This is a genomic window from Nitratireductor aestuarii, assembly GCF_014641695.1.
Classification (GTDB): domain Bacteria; phylum Pseudomonadota; class Alphaproteobacteria; order Rhizobiales; family Rhizobiaceae; genus Chelativorans; species Chelativorans aestuarii.
This window is the reverse complement of record NZ_BMIF01000005.1, coordinates 96,768-122,421: the sequence shown is the minus strand read 5'-3', so window position 1 is coordinate 122,421 and position 25,654 is coordinate 96,768. Positions and strand designations below refer to the sequence as shown.

Sequence of the window (25,654 nt, the reverse complement as noted above, 5' to 3'; positions counted from 1 at the left end):
CTGGAAGTCAATACGGGAGTGAGGAAAAGTGGCACGTCTTACACTGCGCGCTGTCGAGAAGAGATTCGGAACGGTTGCTGCCGTGAAAGCCGTCGATCTTGAGGTTGCCGATGGCGAGTTCATCGTGCTTGTGGGCCCTTCGGGTTGCGGAAAAAGCACGCTCCTGCGCATGATCGCAGGGCTTGAGGAGATCACATCGGGCGAGATCCTGCTCGACGGGCGCAGCCTCAATGGCACTGCTCCGCGTGACCGTGACATGGCGATGGTCTTCCAGGACTACGCGCTCTATCCACACATGTCGGTCGCCGAGAATCTGGGTTTTGCCTTGAAGATGCGCGACATGCCGGCCGACGAGATCGCGCGCCGTGTCAGGGAAGTTGCGGGAATGCTGGAGCTCGACAACTATCTCGAGCGCAAGCCCCGCGCGCTGTCGGGCGGTCAGCGCCAGCGTGTGGCGCTCGGCCGTGCGCTTATCCGTGATCCCGCCGTGTTCCTCTTCGACGAGCCGCTCTCCAACCTCGACGCGAAGCTGCGCGTCGGCATGCGCATCGAGATCCGCAAGCTGCAGATGGCGCTCGGCACCACCAGCGTTTACGTCACTCACGACCAGATAGAAGCCATGACCATGGCCGACCGCATCGTCGTGCTGCGCCACGGCGAGGTGCAGCAGATCGGTACGCCGATGGAAATCTACGAGCGTCCGGCGAACAGTTTTGTGGGAACGTTCATCGGCTCGCCGCCCATGAGCCTGCTCCCGGCAAGTCTCAGCCAGGAAGGCGAAAGGGTGAGCCTCGTCTTTGGGCCCGAGCAACAGATCGTGCTGCCGCCTGAACGCGCCGCCGCTTTGCGCAACACAAACGTTGACAGGGTGGAGATCGGCCTGCGTCCGGAGCACATTTCGCTCGCGGAAGGTGCAGACGCTTCGCGGGAGGCTGGCTTTGCCTCGGACATCGTGCTGGTCGAGGATCACGGCGCGGATTCCATGGCTATGGTGAACCTCGGCAGCCAGACGATCATGGCGCGGACGAAGCCCGGCGCGGTTCAAGTCGGCGATCGCCAGCGGACTTTCCAGGTCGATGCCGACCGCCTGCACCTCTTCCATCCCGAAACGGGTGCGGCCCTTGTCTGAAGCGGTTCCTGCACAAGTGGCGGGCGAGGTCCTCTGCGTCGGCCTCACTATTCAGGACATCATTTTGCGCGTGCCGGAGATCCCGACGCGCCCCGTCAAAATCTACGCCAGCGAGCGCATGGCAGTGGGCGGCGGACCGGCTGCAACCGCAAGTGTTGCGATCGCCCGGCTTGGCGGCAAGGTATCTTTCGCGGGTCGCCTTGGAGAGGACGCGACAGGGCGCGCCTTGCGTGACGAACTCAGGGGCGAGGGCGTTGAAACCCAGCACCTTAGGCTCATCCCCGGTCATCATTCTCCGTCGTCGGTGATCCTTGTAGACCAGCATGGTGAACGTCTGATCGTCGCCTATGCCGATCCGGATCTGCCGCGCGACGCGTCGTGGTTCGATCCGGCTGGCAGTCACGGCGCGGTGCTCTGCGACCTCTCGTGGCCCGACGGCGCTCTCAAGGCCTATGCCGAAGCAGCGCAACGAGGCATTCCCCGCGTGCTCGATGCCGATATCTCGCGCCATCCGCGTGAAGACGTCGAAGCCATCGTCTCAGCCGCCGATCACGTCGTCTTCTCCCGCCCGGGCCTTGCCACTTTCTCCGGCACGGAAGAGATCGCGGAAGGGCTGAAGCGCGCTGAGCGTCCGGGCCACAAGCTCATTGGTGTAACGGATGGCGAAGCGGGCATTTTCTGGCTTGCCGACGGCGAGGTACGGAACATGGTCCCGCCTGCGATCCGCGCCGTGGATACGGTGGGTGCGGGCGATGCATTTCATGGTGCGCTTGCGCTTGCGCTCGCGCGCTCATGGCCGATCGAGCGGGCGCTTGCCTTTTCCAACGCTGTCGCGGCGCTGAAATGCAGCAAGCCCGGCGGACGCGCAGGCCTGCCAACCGCCGAGGCGCTGAAGGAATTCAATCCGTCCTTTACGCTTGTCTGACCTACCGAAGCACGGCGGTTTTCTTTTCCTCCTCCAGTGGCAACTTAGCCACTGGCGCAAGGTCTTCAGGTTTCGCGCGGGTCTGCTTCAAAAGCCAATCGAACAGTTTCGGTTCGGAGAAGGCGAGGCGCTCGGTCTCGGTGTGGCCCGCGTCCTCATAGACGGTGAAACGGATTTCCCGCCCGCCGCCAAGGTCCTTCAGCCGCTGCACCATGGCAACGGACTCGATCAGCTTGATCGTGCTGTCGTCCGTGCCGTGGAAAACCCAGACCGGCATGTCGGGCCGCACGCGATCCAGATATTGCGGAATGCCGCCTCCCGACACGGCCACGAGTGCCGCATAGGTGCCTGGATAGTTTTGTACGATCTGGAAGGCTGCGAACGCGCCGCGGCTATAGCCGATCAGGTAGAGGCGGTCGCGGTCCACGCGGTGGGTTGCAGCGATCTCCTCGACCAGCGTCTGCACCCATTCCTGCGGGAAGAACTCGCGCTTGCGCGGGTTGCGCGGTGCGAGCATGATGAAGGGAAACTCCTCGCCCCGATCAACCCGGCTCGGCAGAAAATTGCGCCGCACGCCGCCAAGATCCGATGCGCCGCCGCCATGGAGATAGACCACCAGCGGAAATTTTTCCCCCGCCTTGCCGTCGTAGTCCTTCGGCAAGTAGAGGAGATAGTCCATCTCGACCGGTACCGCCTTCGCCATCTTTGCGTCGGCGAACTTCTGCGCGTGAGCGTGACCACCAAGGGCCAGACCCAGAAACAATGCCGCCACGAGGGCCTTGCCGGCCAAAGCCAGCGTGAAGATCCTGCCCATCGTATCCCCCTTCCAGGTTCTTGTTTTCGCAGTTTTCCTCAAAACTGCTCCAGAGGGGCGATGCTATGCCTATCGTTGGCGCGCGCTAGTGGAGTTAGGCAACAGTGGTAAGGAATCGTCATTCAGCCTTGACGACCGCGGTTGACCACTAGCCTGCAGCGTTGATCATGTTCGCACCGGGCCAGCCACCGCTCTGCGCGACCTCGATCATGGTGGTGCGCAGGAGACCGTGGATGGCCGACTGGCAGCGCGTCATAGGTCTTGTTGACTGGTAGGCGAGGAGAATGTTGCGCTGGAACGGCTTTTCGCGCACAGGCAGCGCCTCCATCTGGCCGTTTGAGAGCTCGTCTGCCACCGCATGCATTGGCAGTAGCGAAGCGCCGTGACCGCGCGCAACCAGCGCCTTGATGCTGGAAAAGGAGTCGATTTCCATCGCGATCCTGGGCACGGTCCCGTGCTCGGCGAAATAGTCGTCGATCAGCATCCGCAGCCCGTGTCCATGACTGGGAACAATGAGGGGAAGTTCGGCCAGGGTCGCGATGTCCACGTGCTCGCCCGGCAGCTTTCCGGGCTGCGAGATAGCGAAGACTTCCTCGTTCAGGATGACCTCGGAACGCAGCAACTTTTCGTTCGGCTCCGTATAGACAATTGCAAGATCGATCTGGCCCTCGCTCAGCCAGTTGATCACAAAGCCACTCATCCCTTCCGACACGGTCACCCGGATCTTTGGATATAGCCGCTGGGCAGCCTCGATCAGAGGTACAGTGATGAGCGGCCCGATCGTACCAGGCACGCCGATCCGAACCTGTCCCATAGGCTCGGAGCCAAGGTTGCGGATTTCATCCAGCACATTCTCCTGCTCGGAGAGCACGCGACGCGCATGGGCGAGCAGGATCTGTCCGGCTTCAGTCACGGTGAGGCCGTTGCGCGAGCGGACGAGAAGCGCGGTGCCAAGCTCCGCTTCCATGTTTTTCAGATGAATGGAAAGGGCTGGCTGGGCAATGTTCAGCCGCTCCGCCGCGCGCGTCAGCGATGCGCGTTCCACGATTTCGACAAAGTAGCGAAGCTGCCGGAGGTCCATGCGTCCATATAAAAATGTTATTGCTCTTAGCACAAAGATATATTTGCATTATCGGCGGCGCTAGCCTTCTCTTGCTTTAATCGAGTTTCCTGAAGGCCTGCTCATGAAAACCTCATTCGACAATTTCCCTGACATCCGCGATGGCGTACGCGCGCTCTGTGCGCAGTTTCCTGATGAGTATCACCGCAAGGTTGATGAGCAGCGCGCCTACCCGGAGGAATTCGTTGAAGCCTTGACGAGGGAAGGCTGGTTGGCCGCGCTGATCCCGGAGGAATACGGCGGTGCCGGGCTAGGACTGACAGAGGCCTCGGTGATCATGGAAGAGATCAACCGTTCGGGCGGCAATTCCGGCGCCTGCCACGGTCAGATGTACAACATGAACACGCTGATCCGGCACGGTTCGGAGGAGCAGAAGCGGAAATATCTGCCGAAGATCGCTTCGGGCGACCTCAGGCTGCAGTCCATGGGTGTGACGGAGCCGACCACCGGAACCGACACCACCAAGCTCAAGACAACGGCCGTGAAGAAGGGCGACCGCTATGTCGTCAACGGCCAGAAGGTCTGGATCAGCCGGGTGCAGCATTCGGACCTGATGATCCTGCTCGCGCGCACCACGCCGCTCGCCGAGGTGAAGAAGAAGTCGGAAGGCCTCTCCATCTTCCTGGTCGATATCAAGGAAGCCATGACCAAGGGAATGAGCGTCCAGCCGATCCCCAACATGGTCAACCACGAAACGAACGAGCTCTTTTTCGAGGATCTCGAGATCCCGGAAGAAAACCTTATCGGCGAGGAGGGCAAGGGCTTCAAATATATTCTGACCGGCCTCAATGCCGAGCGCGCGCTGATCGCGGCCGAGTGCATCGGCGACGGCTACTGGTTTACCGAGCGCGTCTCGAAATACGTCTCCGAGCGCAACGTGTTCGGCCGTCCGATCGGCCAGAACCAGGGCGTTCAGTTCCCTATCGCCGAAGCCTTCATCGAGGTCGAGGCTGCAAACCTGATGCGCTTTGAGGCTTGCCGCCGCTATGATGCCGGCGAGGACTGCGGTGCACAAGCCAATATGGCCAAGTACCTTGCCGCAAAGGCGAGCTGGGAAGCGGCCAACGCCTGCCTGCAGTTCCACGGCGGTTTCGGCTTTGCCTGCGAGTATGACGTGGAGCGCAAGTTCCGCGAGACGCGGCTCTACCAGGTGGCGCCGATCTCGACCAACCTGATCCTCTCCTATGTGGCCGAGCACATTCTCGGCCTGCCACGGAGCTTCTGATGGCGGGACGTCTTCCACTGGAAGGGCTGACCGTCGTCGCAATCGAGCAAGCGGTGGCAGCCCCCTTCGCAACCTCGCGGCTGGCCGATGCCGGCGCGCGCGTTATCAAGATCGAGCGGCCGGAGGGCGATTTCGCCCGCGGCTATGACGATGTGGCCAAGGGCCAGTCGAGCTATTTCGTCTGGCTCAACCGCGGCAAGGAAAGCCTCGTCGCTGACCTGTCGAAGCCGGAAGACAAGGCGATGCTCGCGGAGTTGCTGGGCACGGCGGACGTTCTGGTGCAGAACCTCAAACCAGGCGCACTGGCGCGTCTGGGATTTGGGCCGGAGCGGCTGCAGCAGGAGTTCCCGCGCCTCATCACCTGCTCCATCACAGGCTATGGCGAGGATGGCCCGATGCGCGAGCGCAAGGCCTATGACCTCCTGATCCAGGCAGAGTCGGGGCTTTGCTCCATCACGGGCGGTCCGGAAAGCGCAGCCCGCGTCGGCATCTCGATCGTCGATATCGCAACGGGCGCCACGGCGCATGCGGCCATTCTGGAAGCGCTGATCCAGCGCGGCATTACGGGCAAGGGCACGCAGATAACCATCTCCATGTTCGACGTCATGGCCGACTGGCTGACGGTGCCACTCCTCAACCACGAAGGCGGCAAGACCCCGAAGCGTGTTGGTCTCGCCCATCCCTCGATCGCTCCTTACGGCGTGTTCACCTGCGCGGATGGAGCTCAGGTGCTGATCTCCGTGCAGAGCGACCGCGAATGGGCCAATCTGGCCAAACATTTTCTGGAGCAACCGGAGCTTGCTACCGATCCGCGTTTCGCCCGCAACCTGAACCGGGTCCAGAACCGCACGGAGACGGATGCACTGGTGGGAGAAGCTTTCGCGCGCCGCAGTCTGGCACAGGCGACCGAAGCGATCCTGCGCGCGGATGTGGCCTTCGCCAGCGTCAATGACATGCAGGGTCTTTCCACGCACCCGCACCTGCGCCGGATCACCGTAGACACGCCGAACGGCGCGGTCACCATGCCTGCGCCAGGCGCCATTTTCGCCGGTGAGATGCGCCACTATGGTGCGGTGCCGGGTTTGCCCAGAAATACGGAAGGAGAAGGCAATGCAGCTTGATCTTGAGCATCTGCGTCAGTGGATCGGCCGCGAGGAGGTCTGCGAGGAAGAGGCGAGCGCCGGGCTGGTCACCCGCTTCAACGCCATGCTCAATCGTCCGGGCGCGGTGAATGCGGGCGATGTCGCGCCGCAGCTCGTCCACTTCTGCATTGCGCCTGCTGCGGCTCAAACCTCGGAACTTGGCGAGGATGGCCATCCGGCGCGCGGCGGTTTCCTGCCGCCGGTGCCGCTGCCGCGTCGCATGTGGGCGGGCGGAGCACTTGAGTTCGTCAGCCCGATCCATGTCGGCGCCAAGGCGAGCCGCCGCTCCACCGTTCGCGATGTGGTGGTGAAGGAAGGCCGCTCCGGAACGCTCTGCTTTGTTACGGTCGACCACTGCATCGAGAGCGACGGCAAGCTTGCCATCAACGAACGGCAGGACATTGTCTACCGCGACTTCGACAAGACGGAGCCGGGGCAGCAGCCGAAGAAGCCTGCGACGCCAGCGCCGGAAGGCCAGTGGAGCGAGACGATCGTGCCCACAACGCCGCTCCTCTTCCGCTATTCGGCACTCACCTACAACGGTCACCGCATCCACTATGATCTGCCCTATACGCGTGACGTCGAGGGCTATCCGGGGCTGGTCGTGCATGGGCCCATGCAGGCGACGTTCCTCATTCATTTTGCCGAGCGGCTGAAGGGCAGGGCACCAGCCAGGTTCGAGTTCCGCAGCCTGTCGCCGCTGTTCGACAATGAGCCGCTTACCATTAACGCGCGCGAAGACGAGAACGGCCTGGTGCTCTGGACGGCCCGCGTCGGCGGTCCGATCGCCATGGAGGCACGGGCATCGTGGTAGCGATTGAAACCCTGCGCACCCTTCTGTTCGTTCCGGCCAACCGTCCGGAGCGTTTTGCCAAGGCTGCCGCTTCCGGAGCTGATGCGGTGATCCTTGATCTCGAGGATGCCGTTCCTGTCGAGGCCAAGAATGATGCGCGCGAGGCTCTGGCGACGGACTTTACCGATCGCCTGGTGCTCCTGCGCGTCAATGCCGACAAGACGCCCTGGCACGACGCGGATATCGAATATGCGCGGTCGCTGCCCTTCGCCGCAATCATTCTGCCCAAGGCAGAGGATGCGCTGGCGGTCGAGCGTTTCGCCGGCGAAGTGCAGAAGCCGGTCATCGCGCTCATCGAAAGCGCCCGGGGGCTCGCCAATGCGCGCCAGATTGCCGACGCGGAAGGCGTGGTGCAACTTGCCTTTGGCTCGGTCGATTTCTGTGCGGATCTCGGCTGCGCCCACAAGCGTGACATCCTCCTGCCGGCGCGCTTTGAACTGGTGGTGGCGTCGCGCCTCGCCGGCATCGCAGCACCCATTGATGGGGTGACGGTGGAGGTCAAATCCCCGGAGAAGGCTCGCGACGATGCGCTTCACGCCCGAGATCTTGGCATGGGTGGGAAGCTCTGCATCCATCCGACCCAGATCGAGCCGGTTGTGACAGCCTTCCGTCCGTCGGAAGACGAGCTTGTCTGGGCGAGGAAGGTCCTTGCCTCAGGTGACGGCGCTGTCAGCGTCGATGGCGCGATGGTGGACGAACCGGTGCGCATCCGCGCCCGAGCCATTCTCGAACAGGCGGGTTGAGCGGACGATAACAACCTCGAAGGGCGCACGGGAGGGAACAATTTCCCATTACATCCGGGCTTGATACGCGTAAATAATTCGCTCCATGAGTCGTAGCGCCCTTCGCATCCTGATCATCGACGAGAACCGTATTCGCGCTGCGGTGATCGAGGAGGGCTTGCGCGAAGCTGGTCACGGCGAGGTCGCCACCATCCACGACATGACGGGGATTGCCCGGCCCATCGCCGAAATTGAACCAGACGTCATCGTCATTGACCTAGAAAATCCCAACCGCGACATGCTGGAAAGCATGTTCCAGCTCACTCGCGCCGTCAAAAGGCCGATCGCCATGTTCGTCGACCGCACGGATAGTGCGTCCACCGAGGCTGCTATCGAGGCGGGGGTGTCGGCATACGTGGTCGACGGACTGCGCAAGGAGCGCATCAAGCCTATCCTCGACATGGCTATCAGCCGCTTCAACGCCTTCTCGCGCATGGCGCGCGAGCTTGAGGAAGCGCGCAGCGAGCTCGAAAATCGCAAGCTGATCGACCGCGCCAAGGGGCTGCTCATGAAGTCGCGCGGCCTTTCCGAGCAGGAGGCCTATGCGCTCCTGCGCCGTACCGCGATGAACCAGAACCGTAAGATTGCCGAGATCGCGCAGAGCCTGATCACCGCCGCCGATCTGCTCGGGCCCGGAGGTGACACATGAGTGCCGAGGTGAGCGTCGTACCCGTAGGCTTCCTGCCGCTCCTCGACAGCGCGCTCCTTGTCGCCGCCCGCGAAGTGGGCTTCGCGGCGGAGGAGGGGATCGAGCTGGTGCTCGTGCGCGAAAACTCCTGGGCGAGCATCCGCGACCGTCTGGCCGTTGGTCACTTTGCTGCCGCCCATATGCTCGCGCCGATGCCGATTGCCTTCAACCTTGGCCTCGCCCCGCTCGCCGTGCGCACCATTGCGCCGATGGCGCTGGGGCTCGGCGGCAATGCGGTAACTGTCTCGAAGTCGCTTTGGGCAGAGATGAGCGAGGAGGGGGCCAGGCCCGACCTCGACCCGGCTTCGGCGGGGACGGCGCTGCGCAAAGTGCTGGATCGCAGGAACGACGAGACGAAGCTGCGCTTCGCCGTGGTTCACCCCCATTCCAGCCATAACTACGAGCTGCGCTACTGGCTCACCGCCTGCGGCATCGATCCGGACCGGGAAGTGGAGCTGGTCGTGATCCCGCCGCCCTTGATGCGCGATGCGCTCGCAGCGGGGAGGATCGACGGCTATTGCGTCGGCGAGCCATGGAATTCGAGCGCGGCGATCCTTGGCATCGGCCACATCGTGACGACCAAATCGCGGATCTGGCAGTCGAGCCCGGAAAAGGTGCTGGGCGTGTCTGAAGCCTGGGCCATGGCCAATCCCGACACGCTCGACCGGCTGCTGCGCGCGCTCTACCGCGCGGCGAAATGGTGCGGCGATGCCGCCAATCACGCTGAACTCGCGGCCCTGCTTGCACGGGCCGAATATGTCAACTGCCCGTCGGAATGGCTGATGCCGGCGCTCACCGGGCAGATCCAGCAGGGGGACGGCTCTATCATTGCGGTCGCAGACTTCTTCGTGCCGCACGACAAGGGCGCAACCTTCCCATGGCAGAGCCACGCCCTCTGGTTCTACAGCCAGATGGTGCGGTGGGGACAGGTTGGAGCAAGCCCCAAACACGAGCTGATCGCCCGCGACAGCTACCGCCCGGATCTCTACCGCCGCGGTCTGCGATCTCTGGGCGTTGCACTGCCGGGCGCCAATGCGAAGGTGGAAGGTGCATTGACGACCGCCATGCCTGTTGGTGCCGCTGGAGCAAGCCTTGTCCTTGGCCCGGATGGCTTCTTCGATGGCAAGGTGTTCGATCCCGATCACATTGTTGATTATCTGGCATCCTGAAGCCTCCCAGCATCTGCTACTTTTTGATGCGCTGCACAAAATCTGATCAGCACTCTGCGCAGCCTCTGTTCAGGCGGGCAGGAGACAAAAATCGCGCGACGCTGTTAAGCGCCTGAATCACCGTCAGAAAAATCTCTGACCAAAAACTGGCACGTTTCGTGCATGTGATATCGGTAGGCCCGACGCAGGGCCCACCCATTCAGCGTCCAATGACGGGCGCTCCCAGGCAAAGCCGCCGATCAGTCTCATGCATGGTCCAGTTCCGGATCGCGCAAGGGCTGGCCGGCGACTTTTTTGTTTTTCACTCCAGGCTGATGATGGAGTCAGAAATGACCGAAACTGCCCTTAACCCTCAGGCAAACGACGGCTCGGCCAGCCGGGCGCTCTCCATGTCCACCATCGCATTTACCGTCTGCTTTGCGGTCTGGACGATCTTCTCGATCATCGGCGTGCGCATCAAGCAAGAGCTTGGCCTTACTGAAACGCAGTTCGGACTTCTGGTGGGCATGCCGATCCTGACGGGTTCGCTCGTCCGCATGCTGCTAGGCATCTGGACCGACAGGCTGGGCGGACGGCTGGTCTATACGCTGACCATGCTGGCAGCCTCGCTTGCAACCTTCCTGCTCGCTTTCGCTGAAACCTACACGCAGATGCTGGTGGCAGCGCTCGGGCTCGGGCTTGCGGGCGGTTCCTTCGCCGTCGGCGTCGCCTATGTCTCGCGCTTCTACGCGGCCTCCAGGCAGGGCATGGCGCTCGGCATCTTCGGCGTCGGCAATGTGGGTGCCGCTATCACCAAGTTCGCCGCCCCCTTTGTGCTGATGGCATGGGGCTGGGAAGCCGTCGCGCTTGTCTGGGCGGCCGCCCTTGCACTGACGGCCATTGTGTTCTGGCTGACAACGGAAGATGACCCGGTCATCGTTGAGCGCAGGCGCACCGGTGCTGGCCAACCCCGCAGCTTCCTCGCCGAATTCGCGCCGCTGCGTGACCTGCGCGTCTGGCGCTTCGCGCTCTACTACTTCTTCGCCTTCGGCGCCTTCGTGGCGCTTGCGCTCTGGCTGCCACGCTACCTGATCGGCGTCTACGGCTTCGACATTGCCACGGCAGGCATGATCGGTGCGGCCTATTCCATCCCGGCATCGATCTTCCGCGCCTATGGCGGTGTGCTCTCGGACCGGGTCGGCGCCCGCACGATCCTCTACTGGACCTTCATCGTCACCGCCATCTGCTGCGCCGTCCTGTCGATCCCGCCGACCGACTATTCCGTGCGCGGGATTGACGGAACGATCGGCTTCCACATGGAAATCGGGCCTGTCGCCTTCATCGCCGTCGCATTCGTGCTCGGGTTCTTCATGAGCCTCGGCAAGGCCGCCGTCTTCAAGCACATCCCTGTCTACTATCCGGGCAGCGTCGGCGCGGTCGGCGGTCTGGTCGGCATGATCGGCGGGCTTGGCGGCTTCATCCTCCCCATCGTGTTCGGCGCGCTGAACGACCTCACCGGCATCTGGTCGAGCTGCTTCATGATCCTCTTCGCGCTGGTGGCGATCTGCCTCGCGTGGATGCACCTCGCAATCCGCCGCATGGAGCGCACCGGCACCCGCGCGTCACGGCTGGCTGCCGCAGAATGAATTCCCAGGAGACTTTGGAAATGACCGAGAGACTCGTCATCATCGGCAATGGCATGGCCCCCGGCAGGATGCTTGAGCATCTGCTGGAGATCGCCCCAAACCGCTATCAGATCAGTATCTTCAACGCAGAACCTCGCGTGAACTACGACCGCATCATGCTGTCGCCGGTCCTGTCGGGCGAGAAGAGCTACGAGGAAATCGTGATCCACGGCGACGGTTGGTACGTCGCCAATGGCATCACGCTCTACAAGGGCCACAAGGTTGTCGAGATCGACCGCGAGGCGAAGACCGTCACGTCCGAGCATGGCGCTGTTGAGCCCTATGACAAGCTGGTGATCGCCACCGGTTCCGTGCCCTTCATCATTCCCGTGCCCGGCAAGGATCTGCCCGGCGTACTGAGCTATCGCGACCTCGACGACGTCAACGCGATGCTGATCGCCGCACAGTCGCGCCAGAAGGCCATCGTCATTGGCGGCGGTCTGCTCGGCCTCGAAGCCGCCGCCGGCCTCAAGGAGCGCGGCATGGACGTGACCGTGCTCCACGTCATGCCGACGCTGATGGAACGTCAGCTTGACCCGGCTGCGGGCTATCTCCTGCAGAAGGCGATCGAGGCCCGGGGCATCAAGGTTGTGACCAGGGCGAATACGAAGCGCATCGTCGGCGAGACGCGTGTTGAGGGCGTAGAGCTCGATGACGGCACCTTCATTCCGGCAACGCTGGTGGTGATGGCCGTGGGCATCCGCCCGAACGCTGGATTGGCGCAGCAGGCTGGGCTCGCCGTCAACCGCGGCATCGTCACCGACGACCAGATGCGCACGTCCGATCCGGACATTCTGTCTCTGGGCGAATGCGCCGAAGTGGGTGGTCGCGTCTACGGCCTTGTCGCGCCGCTCTACCAGATGGCGAAGGTTGCGGCCGCCACGCTTGCTGGCTCGGACGGGGAGCAATTCGTCCATGTCGAGACGCCGACCAAGCTCAAGGTCACCGGCATTGATCTCTATTCTGTCGGCGACTTTGCCGATGGCGATGACCGCGAAGAGATCGTGCTGCGCGACGCAAGTGCCGGCGTCTACAAGCGCGTCATCCTGAAGGAGGATCGCGTCATCGGCACCGTGCTCTTTGGCGAGACGGCCGATGGCCCGTGGTTTGCCGATCTGCAGAAGAAGCAGACCGATATTTCCGAGATGCGCGACACGCTCATCTTCGGCCAGTCGTTCCAGGGGGGCGCCTCCGCGGACCCTTTGGCAGCCGTTGCAGCCTTGGCGGATGATGCGGAAATCTGCGGCTGCAACGGCGTCTGCAAGGGCAAGATCGTCTCCACCATCACGTCCAAGGGCCTGACCTCGCTTGATGACGTGCGGGCCCATACCAAGGCTTCCGCCTCCTGCGGCACCTGCACCGGCCTCGTCGAGAAGCTGATGACGCTGACCCTCGGCGACAGCTACAACCCCGCCGCCGTTCAGCCTATCTGCGGCTGCACGGATCTCGGACACGACGACGTGCGCCGCCTCATCAAGGCGAAGCGGCTGAAGACTATTCCCGCCGTCATGCAGGAACTGGAGTGGAAGACCTCCTGCGGCTGCGCCAAGTGCCGCCCGGCGCTCAATTACTATCTCGTTTGCGACTGGCCGGATGAATATGCCGACGACTACCAGTCCCGCTTCATCAACGAGCGTGTGCACGCCAATATCCAGAAGGACGGGACCTATTCCGTCGTGCCGCGCATGTGGGGCGGCATGACCTCGTCGCAAGAACTTCGGGCGATCGCTGACGTGGTCGACAAGTTCCAGATCCCGGCGGTCAAGGTCACCGGCGGCCAGCGCATAGACATGCTGGGCATCCGCAAGGAAGATCTGCCGGCCGTCTGGGCCGACCTCGGCAAGGCGGGCTTCGTCTCCGGCCAGGCCTATGCCAAGGGCCTGCGCACGGTGAAGACCTGCGTCGGCTCCGACTGGTGCCGCTTCGGGACGCAGGATTCGACCGGCCTCGGTATTCGCATCGAAAAGTTCATGTGGGGCTCGTGGACGCCTGCCAAGCTCAAGCTGGCCGTATCGGGCTGTCCGCGCAATTGCGCCGAGGCCACCTGCAAGGACATTGGGGTCATCTGCGTCGACTCCGGCTTTGAGATCCATTTTGCGGGAGCCGCCGGCCTCGACATCAAGGGCACCGATGTTCTGGGTCTCGTGAAGACCGAGGATGAGGCGCTGGAGGTGATCGTCGCGCTCACGCAGATGTACCGCGAACAGGCCCGCTATCTCGAGCGTATCTACAAGTGGGCGAAGCGCATCGGCCATGACGAGATCCGCCGCCAGGTGCTCGATGATGTGGAGCGCCGCAAGGCCTACTTCGACCGCTTCGTCTTCAGCCAGAAATTCGCCCAGGTCGATCCATGGTCGGAGCGCGTGTCCGGCAAGGACAAGCACGAGTTCCGGCCCATGGCCAACCTGTCCTTCCAGCCTGCTGCGGAGTGAAATGATGAACTGGTTTGAAATCGGCACCGTAGAAGACATTCCCGCACGCGGCGCGCGCTGTGTATCAACTCCGCAAGGCAAGATCGGCGTGTTCCGCACGGCAGATAACCGGATCTTCGCCATCGACGATCACTGCCCGCACAAGGGCGGGCCCTTGAGCCAGGGCATCGTGCACGGCGCTTCCGTGACATGCCCGCTGCACAACTGGGTGTTCTCGCTCGAGACCGGCGAGGCGCAGGGCGCGGACGAGGGTTCGGTCAGGACCATTCCGGTGAGGGTGGTCGACGGGCGCATCTCCATCGGCCTCGAACCTGCACTGATGGCGGCGGAGTAGGGCTCATGCAGGCTGGGCCCAGAAGTGAGGTGAAGACGACCTGTCCCTATTGCGGCGTTGGCTGCGGCGTGCTCGCAAGCGTGGCGCCCTCCGGCGAGGTGACCGTGCGCGGCGACGCGGACCATCCGGCGAACTTCGGCAAGCTCTGCTCCAAGGGCTCGGCGCTGGGTCTCACCACCGGGCTTGAAGGCCGGGTGCTGACGCCGGAAATGGGTGGCAAGCCAGCCTCGTGGGATGCCGCACTCGATCTCGTGGCCGAGCGCTTCTCCGAGACGATCGCCAGACACGGTCCGGATTCCGTCGCCTTCTATGTCTCCGGCCAGCTGCTGACGGAGGACTATTACGTCGCCAACAAGCTGATGAAGGGGTTCATCGGCTCCGGCAACATTGACACCAATTCGCGGCTCTGCATGGCCTCCTCGGTGGCAGGGCACCGGAGGGCGTTCGGTGAGGACATCGTGCCGGGCCTCTACGAGGATTTCGAGGATGCCGACCTTGTGGTGCTGACCGGCTCCAACCTGGCCTGGTGCCATCCGATCCTCTATCAGCGCCTGCTTGCCGCGCGGGAGAAGCGGGGCACGAAGATCGTCGTGATCGATCCGCGCCGGACGGCAACTGCAGACGAGTGCGACCTTCATCTCGCCATCGATCCCGGTATGGACGTGCTGCTCTTCAATGGTCTGCTGGCGCATCTGGAAAGGGCGGGAATTGTCGACCGAAGCTTTGTTGACGCGTCCACCACCGGGTTTGCCGAAGCGCTTGCTATTGCTTCCGCAGATGGTTCCTCGATAGCAGATGTAGCGCAGCGCTGCGGACTCGCTGAAGCGGACGTTCGCCTGTTCTACGAACTCTTCGCCGCGACGGATCACACGGTCACGGTCTACAGCCAGGGCGTCAACCAGTCCGCCCACGGCACCGACAAGGTGAACGCCATCATCAACTGCCATCTGGCGACAGGACGGATCGGCAGGCCCGGCATGGGTCCGTTCTCCGTCACCGGCCAGCCGAACGCCATGGGCGGACGCGAGGTGGGCGGGCTTGCGAACCAGCTCGCCGCTCACATGGGCTTCGAAAATCCCGTCGAGATCGACCGTGTCGCCCGCTTCTGGAATGCGCCGGACATCGCCCGCAAGCCAGGCCTCAAGGCAGTCGACATGTTCCGCGCAGTTGGCGAAGGGCGGATCAAGGCGCTCTGGATCATGGGCACCAACCCCGCCGTCTCCATGCCGGATGCCCGCCGGGTGCGCGCTGCACTGGAAGCATGCGATTTCGTCGCTGTCTCAGACGTTACCCGCAACGACACCACGCGCTACGCCGATGTATTCCTGCCTGCGGCCACCTGGGGCGAAAAGAGCGGCACGGTCACGAATTCAGAACGGCGCATGTCGCGCCAGCGCTCCTTCCTGCCGCTGCCGGGCGAAGCGCGACCCGACTGGCGCATCATCTGCGATGTGGCAAGGCGCATGGGCTTTGACGCAGCTTTCGATTTCGAGGGTCCAGCCGCCATCTTCCGCGAGCATGCGGCACTCTCGGCCTACGAGAACCATGGCGAACGGCTGTTCGATATCGGCGCTTTGGAAGCGATCAGCGACGCGGACTATGAGACTTTCGCGCCCCGGCTCTGGCCGCAGCCACGTGCGGGCGAGCCTTCCAGGCGGCTGCTCGGGTCCCGTTTCCCGACGCAGGACGGCCGCGCCCGCTTCGTGCCCGTGCGGCAGGAGGGCGTTGCGCTCAATGTCGATGCGAGCCGCCCGATCGCTCTCAACACGGGTCGTCTGCGCGACCAGTGGCACACGATGACCCGCACCGGCCGCGTACCGCGCCTCATGTCAAATGCGCCGGAACCGGCCCTTGAAATCGCGCCGGAAGATGCCCGCAGTCTGGGACTGAAGGACGGCGACCTTGCTCGTGTTTCAAGCCAATATGGCTTTGCCCGCGCGCGGGTCAGCGTCTCGGAGGCGCAGAAGCCGGGTAATGCCTTCCTGCCCATGCACTGGAACGGCCAGTTTTCCGCCAATGGCGGGGTAGGACCGCTCGCGACGCCGATCACCGATCCGTTCTCCGGGCAGCCCGAACTGAAGCACGTGCCGGTCGAAATCAGCCGCGAGGCTGTCGCCTGGGCTGGCATCCTGATCACACGCCGGGAGCTTCGGCCTACCGGCTTTGTTCACTGGACGCGCAGACCGGCCGACGGCGGCTGGGTCTATACGCTGAGCGGCACGGAGACGCCGGACGAGGGCATCCTTCTCTGCCGCCTGCTCTTCGATGCCTCGCCGCGCTCGCAGCTCGTCGAATACACGGACCGGCGCGGGCTGACTTACCGTGCCGCTGCACTCGACGCCGATGGGGCATTGGCCGAAGCGCTGCTTGTCGCCCAGCCCGGGCAACTGCCGCCGGGCGACTGGCTGGAAACGTTGCTCGCTAGCGGGGAACCGCTTTCGTCCACTGAGCGCATGGCGCTGCTTTCGGGCCGCTCGCCTGTGCCGGTCGCTTCGGTCGGACGCATCGTCTGCTCCTGCTTCAACGTGGACGTCAACCGTATCGCCGCCTCCGTTGCGGGCGGCTGCCGCACCATTGCGGCCATCGGGCAGGCCACGAGTGCGGGTACCAACTGCGGCTCCTGCCGCTCAGAAATCAGGAAGATCATCGATGAGATCCCTCTCCATGCTGCAGAATGAAACCGCCACCCCGCGCATAGGTGCGCTCAGCATTCTTCCGCTGTTCTTCCGGCTGACGGACAAGCGCGCGGTGGTCGCAGGCGCCACTGCGGCGGCAACCTGGAAGGCTGAACTTCTCTGCGCTGCGGGCGCAAAGGTGGAGGTGTTTGCAGAGCCGGAGGACGTGAGCACTGAAATGGCCGCGCTTGCGGAAAGCACGCCGTCGCTCAAGCTCACGCCGCGCCGCTGGCAGCCTGCCGATCTCAAGGACGCTGCAATCGCCATTGCTGACGCCGAGGAGGAGGAAGAGGCGGCTGCCTTCACCGCGGCTGCGGCAGCAGTTGGGGCGCCCTGCAACGTCATCGACAAGCCGGACTATTGTCAGTTCCAGTTCGGGACCATCGTCAACCGCTCGCCGGTTGTGGTGGGTGTCTCCACCTCTGGCGCGTCACCGGTTCTGGGGCAGGCGATCCGTCGCAAGATCGAAACGCTTCTGCCCGCCCAGATAGCCGAGTGGGCTGATCTCGCCCATAGCTGGCGGAAGTCGCTTGCCGAGAAGGTCCCCTTTGCCTCCGGTCAGCGCACCTTCTGGGAGCAATTCGTCAATCGCGCCTTCATCTCTCGCCCCGGCAAGGATGCGCTGGAAGAGCTTCATGCTGCCGCATCGGCGGTTGAGAACAAGGGGCATGTTACTTTCGTCGGCGCAGGCCCGGGCGATGCCGAGCTGCTGACCCTGAAGGCAGTGCGCGCGCTGCAGGCCGCCGAAGTGATCCTCTTTGACGACCTCGTTTCTGACGAAGTGCTGGAACTCGCCCGCCGGGAGGCAAAGCGGATTCTTGTTGGCAAGCGCGCGGGGAGACCCAGCTGCAAGCAGCATGAGATCAACGAGATGATGGTGAAGCTCGCCAAGGCTGGCCTCCGCGTGGTGCGGCTGAAGTCCGGTGATCCGATGATCTTCGGTCGCGCGGGCGAGGAAATTGAGGCGCTGGAAGAGGCCGGCATCGGCTACGACGTTGTGCCGGGCGTGACGGCGGGGCTGGCAATGGCCTCAAGGCTTGGCGTGTCGCTGACGCATCGGGACTGCGCAAAGTCGGTGCGCTTTGTCACCGGCCACTCGCGCCACGGCGGCCTGCCGAAGGACGTGGACTGGAAGGCGATCGCCGACCGTTCCGCGACCACGGTCTTTTACATGGGCGGCCGTACCGCCGGGGCGATCTCCGCGACCCTGATCGAGCATGGAATGTCTGCCGACACTCCTGTTGCCGTTGGCGCAGACATCGGCCGTTCCACCGAGATCATCCGCCGCACGAACCTTGCGGGCCTGGAAGCCTGCTGCAACGAGATCGGCCAGGGACAGCCGGTGCTGATCGCGGTTGGCGAGGTGTTCCGGCAGCGGGCCGTCGTTGGACAATTCAACCTTGAACGACAGCAGGCGAGAGCAACTGCGTAGTTCCCCAGCCCTCATGGTATCCCCCCTGACCCAGCCATGAGGGTATCTGGATCGTTTCCGGTTTTCCGAAGATCGGAAACGATCCAGTTTTTCTTGCCAGTACGGCAGCACGTTCGTAGCGGCGCTTGATGGCTCTGACCCGGCTATGAGGTTGCTCTTCGTTTACCTCGCCCCGCGCGCGATAAGTGACTCCAGCGCCTGGACGGCGATTGGATAGCCCTGCGCACCGAGTCCCGCCATGACGGTGGTGGCCGTCATGGAGACGTAGGAGCGATGGTAGATCTGTTCACGGCGGTGGATGTTGCTGATGTGGAACTCGATGATAGGGCCCGGGAACATCTTCAGCGCATCCAGCAGCGCCAGTGACGTGAAGGTGAAGGCCGCAGGGTTGATGATGATGCCGTCACCCTCGTCAATCGCTTCGTGCACCCATTCGATCAGCTGCTGCTCGCTGTTGGTCTGGCGGAACTCGACCGGCCGCTCGCCCGCAGCTTCCCGGCACCACGCTTCCACTTCGGCCAGCGTCGTGGTGCCGTAGATCTCCGGTTCGCGCTTGCCAAGACGGTTCAGGTTCGGGCCATTGAGGATGTAGATCGGTTTCATGGGGAAATTCCTTACCCTTGGTACCCGAGCAGACGCGGCAGCCACAGCACGGTTTCAGGAATGAAGGTGATGATGAGGAGGCTGACCACCATCCAGAAGATGAAGGGCAGGGCGTCGCGAATGATATCGCGGACAGGAGCGCCCGAGATGTTGGTCATGATGAAGAGCAACAGGCCGTAAGGCGGCGTCACCAGTCCCAGCATGATGTTGACCACCACGACAACGCCGAAGTGGACGAGGTCGATGCCGAGCGCCTGCGCGGTGGGGATGAAGACCGGCACGATGATGAGCAGGATCGCGGTGCCTTCGAGCACGCAGCCAAGCAGCAGCAGGATCACGTTGACGAGGATCAGGAAACCGGTTGGCGTCAGGTCCATGCCCGTCAGCAGCACGCGGATTTCGTCCGGAATATTCTCGATCGTCACCACATAGTTGAAGACCAGCGCACCTGCGATCAGCATGCCGATGGACGTCGATGACTTCGCGCTTGTGTAGAGCGACTGGTAGAAAGCCTTGAGGCTGATGCTGCGGTAGAGCACCACCGAGATGACGAGTGCATAGGCTGCGGCGAGGGCGGCTGCCTCGGTCGGCGTCGTGATACCCGTATAGATGCAGCCGAGCAGCACCACCGGCATCATCAGGGCAGGGAAGGCGCGGATGGTGATGCCCGGGATCTCGCGCAGCGGGACAGGATCCTCGACCGGAAAATTCTTGCGGCGCGCCGTGATCGCCACCTGCATCATCTGGAGGCCGGACATCAGCAGGCCCGGAACCATTCCGGCGATGAAGAGGTAACCGATCGATGCGTCCGAGACGAGCGCGTAGAGGATCATCGGGATCGACGGCGGGATGATTGGGCCGACAACGGCGGTGACGGCTGTTAACGCAGCCGCATAGCTGGGCGTATAGCGCCCGCCTGCCGTCATCATGTTCTGCATCATGCGGCCACTGCCAGCGGCATCCGCAATCGCGGAGCCGGACATGCCAGCGAAGATGATGCTCTGCAGGATGTTGATCTGGGCAAGACCACCACGGAAGCGTCCGACCAGCACGTTGCAGAAGTTGAGCAACCGCTCGGTCATCGAGCCGACGTTCATGAACTCCGCCGCCAGTATGAAGAGCGGCACGGCCAGCATAACGTAGTTGGAGTACATGCCGTTCAGGAACTGCTCGGCAACGATGCCCATGTCAGCGCCCGTGAGGAACAGGTAGAGCGTCGAACCCACGAGCATGGCAAGGCCGATCGGCAGGCCCAGGAAAGCGAGGATCGTGATGATGACGATCGAAAGGGAAAAGGGGCTTGCGAAGTTCATACGCCAGAACCAGCCTTGGTAGGATCGAATGCTTCAGGCGTCTTGCCGCGGATGGCCTGGATGCCGAGCCAGATGTAGCGGATGATCATGGCCACCACGAACACCACATAGATCGAATAGAGATAGTCGAAGCGGATCTTCAGATAGGCCGTCTTCTCGACCCTCATGAAGGTCACGTAGTCGTAGATCGCGGGGAGCGAGATACCAAACAGGAAGATGAGCGCGGCGGCGCAGAGGATCTGCATCACGCGGCGGGTATTGTTGCCGGCACTGCCCCAGATGAGGTCGAAACGGATCTCGTCCTGCTCGCGGATCACGAAGGCCGAGCCAAAGAGCACGATCCAGATCCACAGGGCGACGCTGATCTCGTGCGTCCAGCCGATGGACAGATTGAGGAGGTAGCGGAAGACGATCTGCAGGATGAAGACGACGAACATCGCAAAGAGCATCAGGCAGAGAATATTCTCCGCTCGTCGCCTCAGCCATTCGCCGGCCGCAGTCAGTTTCTGGATCATCACCTGTACCTCCCCCAGGAAGGCGCGCCTTTCAGTCAGCGCGCCTCGATAGTCTTTTGTTGTTCGTCAAAAGGCGGGAATTACATGCCTGCGACTTTATTGAGGATACCTTCAGGCCAGGACTTGGCGAGTTCCGAGTTCAGGTACTTTTCCTGGGCGAACTTGCGGAAAGCCTCCTGATCCGGCTCGTAGATCTCGAGACCGGCCTTCTTGAACTCGTCGAGCAGGGTCTGCTCCTGGGCAATGTGCTGGTCTTCGCTCCACTTCATCGCTTCGTCGGCGGCTGCCTGGAAGGACTGCTGCTGCTCCGGGGTCATCTTGTCCCAGACATCCTTGGAGACGACGAGCAGGTCATAGCCGATGAGGTGCGAGGTGAGCACGATCTGCGACATCACTTCGTAGAACTTCATGTTCTGGACGTTCGGCAGCGGGTTGTCCTGGCCGTCGATGGCGCCGGTCTGGAGCGCGGTGTAGACTTCGGCGTAAGCAACCGGGACCGGGTTCGCGCCAATGGCCTCGCCCAGGAACTGCCAAGCGTCGCCGCCCGGCATGCGCAGCTTGATGCCGGCCATGTCGGCAGGCGTGTTGATCTTCTTGTTCGGCTTCAGGCCGACCTGGCGGGCGCCGAAGTAGGTCGGGCCCAGGATCTTGATGCCGAGCTGGTCCTCGGCCATCTTCTTGAACTCTTCGCCCGTCTCGCTCTTGAAGAAGTTGGTCACGTGCGCGGCGTCACGGAAGAGATAGGCGGAGGTCAGCACCGACCATTCCGGGATCTGCTTCGAGATATCCTGCGGAGCGATGTTGCCCATCTGCAGGTTGCCGCGCTGGATCGCGACGAGCTCGGTGCCCTGCTTGAACAGGTTGCCGCCGTAGTAGGGCTCCAGCTTGAAGTCGCCGCTGATGGCTTCGCCCAGCTTCTTCGTCATTTCGGCGCGGATGTCCTGCTCCGAGAATACGGCCGAGAATTTCAGGACGGGCTTGTCCTGAGCGAGCGCCGGCACGGCGAAGGCTGCTGCTGCAACCATCGCTGCGCCGAGCATATACCGGCGAGTGATCTTCATCATGATGTGTCTCCTCCTTGGACTGTAGTTCACACGACTTGCTGTTGGCTCCTCCGGACGATCGCCCCTGCCTGTCGAGCTGCAGTTACGATGTACGGAACAGTTCGTTTGGTCAACGACTGCGCGCGCGTTGACGCGAATTCTGTCAGTTCACTTCTCATACGGTCGGCATCCCCTCAGGCCTGATCTGTTTCTTAAGCGCCGAGATCCGGAAGATCGCGTTGGCCGCGCCATACCCCCTGTAGCCCTTGCGCTGCACGATTTCGAAGAAGAATCCTTCGGCGAAGGTCCCGCTGTAGAGCTGGAAGTATTCGCCGTCCTCATCCCGGTCGTAAAGGATGTTTTCTGAGCGCAGCCGCTCGGTCAGCTCGGGATCAAGGCCGAAACGGGCTTCCACGTCGCCATAGTAGTTGGGCGAAATCGGCAGCGCCTTGAAGCCGTTTGCCCGCAGTGCCGCTGCTGTGGCGAAGATGTCGTCCGTGTTGAATGCGATATGCTGGATGCCGGAGCCAAACTTTTCGGCAATGAAATGGCCCGCCAGGGTCCGCCGGTTTTCCGCGCCGTTCATCGTGATGCGCAGGCTTCCTGCAGCATTCTCGATGACCTGGCTGCGCACGACGCCTGCCGGATCGATGATGTCGACCATCGGCGACTTTCGCGTGTCGAAGATCGAGGTGTAGAAGAGAAGCCATGTGAGCATCTCCTCGTAAGCCACTGTCTGTGCAACGTGATCGATGGTTGTCAGATGTGCGGGTTCAGGGTCTTCTCCGGCTTCGACCGGCTGGAAGTCCACTTCCCACAGCCGCCCGAGCTGCGTTTTCGTATCGATGAGATAGACGAGCCCGCCGCCGACGCCGCGGATCGCCGGGATCTCCAGTTCACCGGGATTGACCGGCTGGCTGAAGGGTTCGGCGCCGAGAGCCAGTGCCCGCCGGTATGCTTCATCCGCGTCTTCTACTTCAAGCGCCATTGCGTAGGCCGACGGGCCATGAACTGCATAGGCGGAGCTTGCGAAGCCGACAGATTCTGTGTTGACCAGAATGCGGATCTCGCCCTGTTGGTAGACGTCGACCTTCTTGGTCCTATGGGCCTGGGTGCGGCGGAAGCCCAGCGTCTTCAGCATGGCGGTTAGCTGATCCGCATCGGCCTCATCGACGGCGAATTCGACGAAGGCCACGTTCTTGACCGCGGCACGCTCGGGCATCGCAGGTACGGAAAGGCTGGTAACACCCGGCCGGCGGCGCACCTGGTCACCCAGGTAGATCAGCGAGCGGTGACCGTCGGCAGCGATCGCCTTTGGCGAGCCGCCACGGAACTGGTCATTGAAGATTTCAAGCGAGAAGTAGCCATCATAGCCGGTCTCGGCAATTGCCGCGACGAAGTCGGTGACGGGCAGATCGCCTTCGCCCGGCATGTTGCGGAAGTGCCTGCTCCAGTAGAGCAGATCCATGTCGATCAGCGGCGCGTCGGCCAGCTGGACGATGAAGATCTTTTCCTTCGGGATCGACCGAATGGAGCCGATGTCGATCTTGCGCGCCAGCGAGTGAAAGCTGTCGAGGATCAGCCCGACGTTGGGATGATCGGCGCGGCGCACAATTTTCCAGGCATCACGGTGGTCGGAGATGTGGCGGCCCCAGGCGAGCGCCTCGTAGCCGACGCGAAGGCCGCGCTTGGCTGCCCGTTCACCCAGTTCATGGAAGTCAGCGGCCGCGCGGTCGATCCCGCCAAGCGAGATGGGCGAGACGTTGGAGCAGACGAGAACAAGATCGGTGCCGAGCTCCTGCATGACATCGAACTTGCGTTCGGCGCGGTCGAAGGTGCGCGTGCGGTGCGGCTCCGGCATGCCTTCAAAATCGCGGAAGGGCTGGAACAAGGTGATTTCCAGGCCAAAATCGCGGACCATCCGGCCGACGTCGCGCGGGCTTTCGTCATAGGCGAGGAAGTCGTTTTCGAAGATCTCTACGCCGTCGAAGCCCGCCTTGGCGATGGCTTGCAGCTTCTCGGGAAACTCGCCGCTGATCGAAACGGTGGCGATGGAGGTCTTCATGATGCGATCCCTCCTGCGGCAGCAGGCTGCTGCGCTCCTTGCGTCAGTTCAGCAAAGTGACGCTGCACGCGTCCGGCATCCGGCACGATGCCGGTGAAGAGCTCGAAGGCTTTCACCGCCTGGAAGACGGCCATGCCGCCTCCATCAAGCGTGCGGCAGCCGCGATGGCGCGCCGTTACCAGCAATTCCGTGTTGAGCGGAAAATAGACGATCTCCGCCACCCAGAGGTGAGGGTGGAGGAACTCGGCCGGCAGCGGCAGGCCGGGATATTTTTCCATGCCCGTGGGTGTAGCGTGGATGAGGCCGGTTGCGCCGGCGATCGTCTGCTCCAGATTTTCGCCAGCTTCCACAGTCGCATCGGGAAAATGCCTGCCCATGGTTTCCGCGAGATTTGCCGCGCGGTTCTGGTCCGGGTCGAAAATGGTCAGGCTGCGGGCGCCGGAACGTAAAATTGCAAAGGCCGTAGCGGCGCCCGCGCCTCCCGCCCCCAACTGAACAACTGACGTGAGATCGGCATCCGGCAGGCCACGGCGGAAGCTTTCGGCAAAGCCCCACCAGTCCGTGTTGTTGCCATGCCGCTTGCCGTCCTGCAGGACGACCGTGTTCACCGCACCGAGCGCTTCCGCTTCGGGCGAAAGCGAATCCAGATGCTGGATCACTTCCTGTTTGCAGGGGTGCGTGATGTTGAGGCCGCCGAAACCACGCGCTTCCGCATCGGCAATGAGGTCTGCCAACGGAACGCCCTTGTGATGATCGAGGTCAAGGAGGTCATAGGTGTAGGCAAGGCCGTTGGCGCGGCCTTCGGCGACATGCATCGCCGGTGTCAGCGAAGCCTGAATTCCCCTGCCAATCAAGCCAGCGCGAAAAGTCTGCATCCTCACCACACGCCGGCTGGAATGGTGTTGACCTCCGCCGGCAGCGCTCCTCCAAAACGCATTATTGACTTCAGCGATAATGTACGAACTAGTTCGTGTCAATCGAGCTTGGCATTGAAAGCTTGGGCAAACCCCAATATGACCTGTGTGCGAGCGGCGATCATTCGCCGAGGGAGGTTGTAAGATCGTGGGAATGGCAAGCGAACGAGAGACCCGGAGGAATGACCCGGAGCGCACGAAGGAGGACATTCTGCGCGTTGCGACGGAAGAGTTTTCCGCATTCGGGCTTTCCGGCGGACGGGTAGACGCGATCGCGGAGAAAACGCGCACGTCCAAGCGGATGATCTACTACTACTTCGGCAGCAAGGAAGGGCTCTACCTTGCCGTGCTGGAAAAGGCCTATCGCAAGATTCGCACGCTGGAAGCTGACCTTGAGCTCGCTGGCATGGAGCCGGTGGAGGCGCTGCGAACGCTCGTTGCCAATACCTTCGACCATGACGAGAGCAACCCGGAGTTTGTCCGCCTCGTCAGCATCGAGAATATCCACTACGCCGAACACATGAAGCGCTCAACCGCGATCGGCAACCTCAACATTTCCATCGTGCGCACCATCGCAGACATTCTCGAGCGCGGCCGCAGGGAAGGGGTGTTCCGCCGGGACGTGGACGCGATCGACCTGCACATGCTGATCAGCGCCTTCTGCTTCTTTCGGGTATCCAACCGCTACACGTTCGGAACGATCTTCCATCGCGATCTTTCGGAACCCGAAACTTACGGCCGCCACAAGCAGATGATCGCCGACGCCGTCATCGCCTATGTGACGAACGGTTAGCTCCTTGGGGGGCCGAGAATTCTG

Annotated in this window: 22 protein-coding genes; 14 read left to right on the top strand and 8 right to left on the bottom strand. The window is 62.6% G+C overall.

The window, feature by feature from the left end; translation table 11 throughout:
- Positions 1-28 precede the first annotated feature (28 nt).
- Together IEX27_RS09920 and IEX27_RS09915 are read left to right on the top strand one after the other, a co-directional pair.
- The gene (locus IEX27_RS09920) at positions 29-1,129 is read left to right on the top strand and encodes an ABC transporter ATP-binding protein (RefSeq protein WP_188720890.1); all 1,101 of its coding nucleotides are present in this window, start codon (positions 29-31) and stop codon (positions 1,127-1,129) included.
- Positions 1,122-2,054 carry a PfkB family carbohydrate kinase gene (locus tag IEX27_RS09915; protein ID WP_188720889.1) on the top strand — a complete coding sequence of 311 codons (933 nt, stop codon included), beginning with the start codon at positions 1,122-1,124 and terminating at the stop codon, positions 2,052-2,054. Before IEX27_RS09920 ends, IEX27_RS09915 begins: the two co-directional genes overlap by 8 nt.
- A gap of 1 nt (position 2,055) precedes the next feature.
- Here the strand turns inward: IEX27_RS09915 and IEX27_RS09910 are convergent, their stop codons facing one another.
- Both IEX27_RS09910 and IEX27_RS09905 read right to left on the bottom strand, forming a co-directional pair.
- Positions 2,056-2,868, bottom strand: a complete 813-nt coding sequence (locus tag IEX27_RS09910) for a carboxylesterase family protein (RefSeq protein ID WP_188720888.1) — start codon at positions 2,866-2,868, stop codon at positions 2,056-2,058.
- 148 nt (positions 2,869-3,016) lie between these two features.
- Positions 3,017-3,949: a LysR family transcriptional regulator gene (locus tag IEX27_RS09905; protein WP_188720887.1), complete on the bottom strand. Its 933-nt coding sequence runs from the start codon at positions 3,947-3,949 to the stop codon at positions 3,017-3,019.
- Positions 3,950-4,052: 103 nt separating this feature from the next.
- Between IEX27_RS09905 and IEX27_RS09900 the strand changes: the two genes are divergently transcribed.
- The 11 genes from IEX27_RS09900 to cysG all read left to right on the top strand — a co-directional run bounded on the left by IEX27_RS09900 (position 4,053) and on the right by cysG (position 18,384).
- Positions 4,053-5,213, top strand: a complete 1,161-nt coding sequence (locus tag IEX27_RS09900) for an acyl-CoA dehydrogenase family protein (RefSeq protein WP_188720886.1) — start codon at positions 4,053-4,055, stop codon at positions 5,211-5,213.
- Positions 5,213-6,334: a CaiB/BaiF CoA transferase family protein gene (locus IEX27_RS09895; protein WP_188720885.1), complete on the top strand. Its 1,122-nt coding sequence runs from the start codon at positions 5,213-5,215 to the stop codon at positions 6,332-6,334. The genes IEX27_RS09900 and IEX27_RS09895 overlap by 1 nt, the downstream gene beginning before the upstream one ends.
- Complete coding sequence (locus tag IEX27_RS09890; RefSeq protein ID WP_188720884.1) at positions 6,324-7,169, top strand: HTD2 family dehydratase; 846 nt, start codon at positions 6,324-6,326, stop codon at positions 7,167-7,169. The genes IEX27_RS09895 and IEX27_RS09890 overlap by 11 nt, the downstream gene beginning before the upstream one ends.
- Positions 7,163-7,951 (top strand): HpcH/HpaI aldolase/citrate lyase family protein, encoded by a 789-nt coding sequence (locus tag IEX27_RS09885; RefSeq protein ID WP_188720883.1) that lies wholly within the window; start codon positions 7,163-7,165, stop codon positions 7,949-7,951. Before IEX27_RS09890 ends, IEX27_RS09885 begins: the two co-directional genes overlap by 7 nt.
- An 85-nt stretch (positions 7,952-8,036) precedes the next feature.
- Positions 8,037-8,639, top strand: coding sequence for an ANTAR domain-containing response regulator (locus tag IEX27_RS09880; protein WP_188720882.1), 603 nt, complete (start codon positions 8,037-8,039; stop codon positions 8,637-8,639).
- On the top strand, positions 8,636-9,847 hold the full coding sequence (locus tag IEX27_RS09875; RefSeq protein WP_188720881.1) for a CmpA/NrtA family ABC transporter substrate-binding protein: 1,212 nt from the start codon (positions 8,636-8,638) through the stop codon (positions 9,845-9,847). Before IEX27_RS09880 ends, IEX27_RS09875 begins: the two co-directional genes overlap by 4 nt.
- Positions 9,848-10,176: 329 nt before the next feature.
- Positions 10,177-11,472, top strand: coding sequence for an MFS transporter (locus tag IEX27_RS09870; protein WP_244630317.1), 1,296 nt, complete (start codon positions 10,177-10,179; stop codon positions 11,470-11,472).
- A gap of 20 nt (positions 11,473-11,492) precedes the next feature.
- The gene (gene nirB / locus IEX27_RS09865) at positions 11,493-13,943 is read left to right on the top strand and encodes a nitrite reductase large subunit NirB (RefSeq protein WP_188720880.1); all 2,451 of its coding nucleotides are present in this window, start codon (positions 11,493-11,495) and stop codon (positions 13,941-13,943) included.
- A gap of 4 nt (positions 13,944-13,947) precedes the next feature.
- Positions 13,948-14,277, top strand: coding sequence for a nitrite reductase small subunit NirD (gene nirD / locus IEX27_RS09860; protein WP_188720879.1), 330 nt, complete (start codon positions 13,948-13,950; stop codon positions 14,275-14,277).
- 5 nt (positions 14,278-14,282) lie between these two features.
- Positions 14,283-16,955 (top strand): nitrate reductase, encoded by a 2,673-nt coding sequence (locus tag IEX27_RS09855; RefSeq protein WP_188720878.1) that lies wholly within the window; start codon positions 14,283-14,285, stop codon positions 16,953-16,955.
- Positions 16,927-18,384 (top strand): siroheme synthase CysG, encoded by a 1,458-nt coding sequence (gene cysG / locus IEX27_RS09850; RefSeq protein WP_188720877.1) that lies wholly within the window; start codon positions 16,927-16,929, stop codon positions 18,382-18,384. The genes IEX27_RS09855 and cysG overlap by 29 nt, the downstream gene beginning before the upstream one ends.
- Positions 18,385-18,546: 162 nt before the next feature.
- On the opposite strand, the gene IEX27_RS09845 is transcribed toward cysG, so the two are convergent.
- The 6 genes from IEX27_RS09845 to IEX27_RS09820 form a co-directional block, all read right to left on the bottom strand.
- Positions 18,547-18,987, bottom strand: coding sequence for a type II 3-dehydroquinate dehydratase (locus IEX27_RS09845; RefSeq protein WP_188720876.1), 441 nt, complete (start codon positions 18,985-18,987; stop codon positions 18,547-18,549).
- An 11-nt stretch (positions 18,988-18,998) separates the two neighbouring features.
- Positions 18,999-20,300 carry a TRAP transporter large permease gene (locus tag IEX27_RS09840; protein ID WP_188720875.1) on the bottom strand — a complete coding sequence of 434 codons (1,302 nt, stop codon included), beginning with the start codon at positions 20,298-20,300 and terminating at the stop codon, positions 18,999-19,001.
- Positions 20,297-20,815, bottom strand: coding sequence for a TRAP transporter small permease (locus tag IEX27_RS09835; RefSeq protein WP_188720874.1), 519 nt, complete (start codon positions 20,813-20,815; stop codon positions 20,297-20,299). Before IEX27_RS09835 ends, IEX27_RS09840 begins: the two co-directional genes overlap by 4 nt.
- Before the next feature lie 80 nt (positions 20,816-20,895).
- Positions 20,896-21,879, bottom strand: a complete 984-nt coding sequence (gene dctP, locus IEX27_RS09830; RefSeq protein ID WP_373869874.1) for a TRAP transporter substrate-binding protein DctP — start codon at positions 21,877-21,879, stop codon at positions 20,896-20,898.
- A gap of 154 nt (positions 21,880-22,033) precedes the next feature.
- Positions 22,034-23,923 (bottom strand): bifunctional sugar phosphate isomerase/epimerase/4-hydroxyphenylpyruvate dioxygenase family protein, encoded by a 1,890-nt coding sequence (locus IEX27_RS09825; RefSeq protein ID WP_188720873.1) that lies wholly within the window; start codon positions 23,921-23,923, stop codon positions 22,034-22,036.
- Positions 23,920-24,798, bottom strand: a complete 879-nt coding sequence (locus IEX27_RS09820) for a shikimate dehydrogenase (protein WP_188720872.1) — start codon at positions 24,796-24,798, stop codon at positions 23,920-23,922. Before IEX27_RS09820 ends, IEX27_RS09825 begins: the two co-directional genes overlap by 4 nt.
- 193 nt (positions 24,799-24,991) lie before the next feature.
- Between IEX27_RS09820 and IEX27_RS09815 the strand changes: the two genes are divergently transcribed.
- Positions 24,992-25,630: a TetR/AcrR family transcriptional regulator gene (locus IEX27_RS09815; RefSeq protein WP_188720871.1), complete on the top strand. Its 639-nt coding sequence runs from the start codon at positions 24,992-24,994 to the stop codon at positions 25,628-25,630.
- Positions 25,631-25,654: the final 24 nt, after the last annotated feature.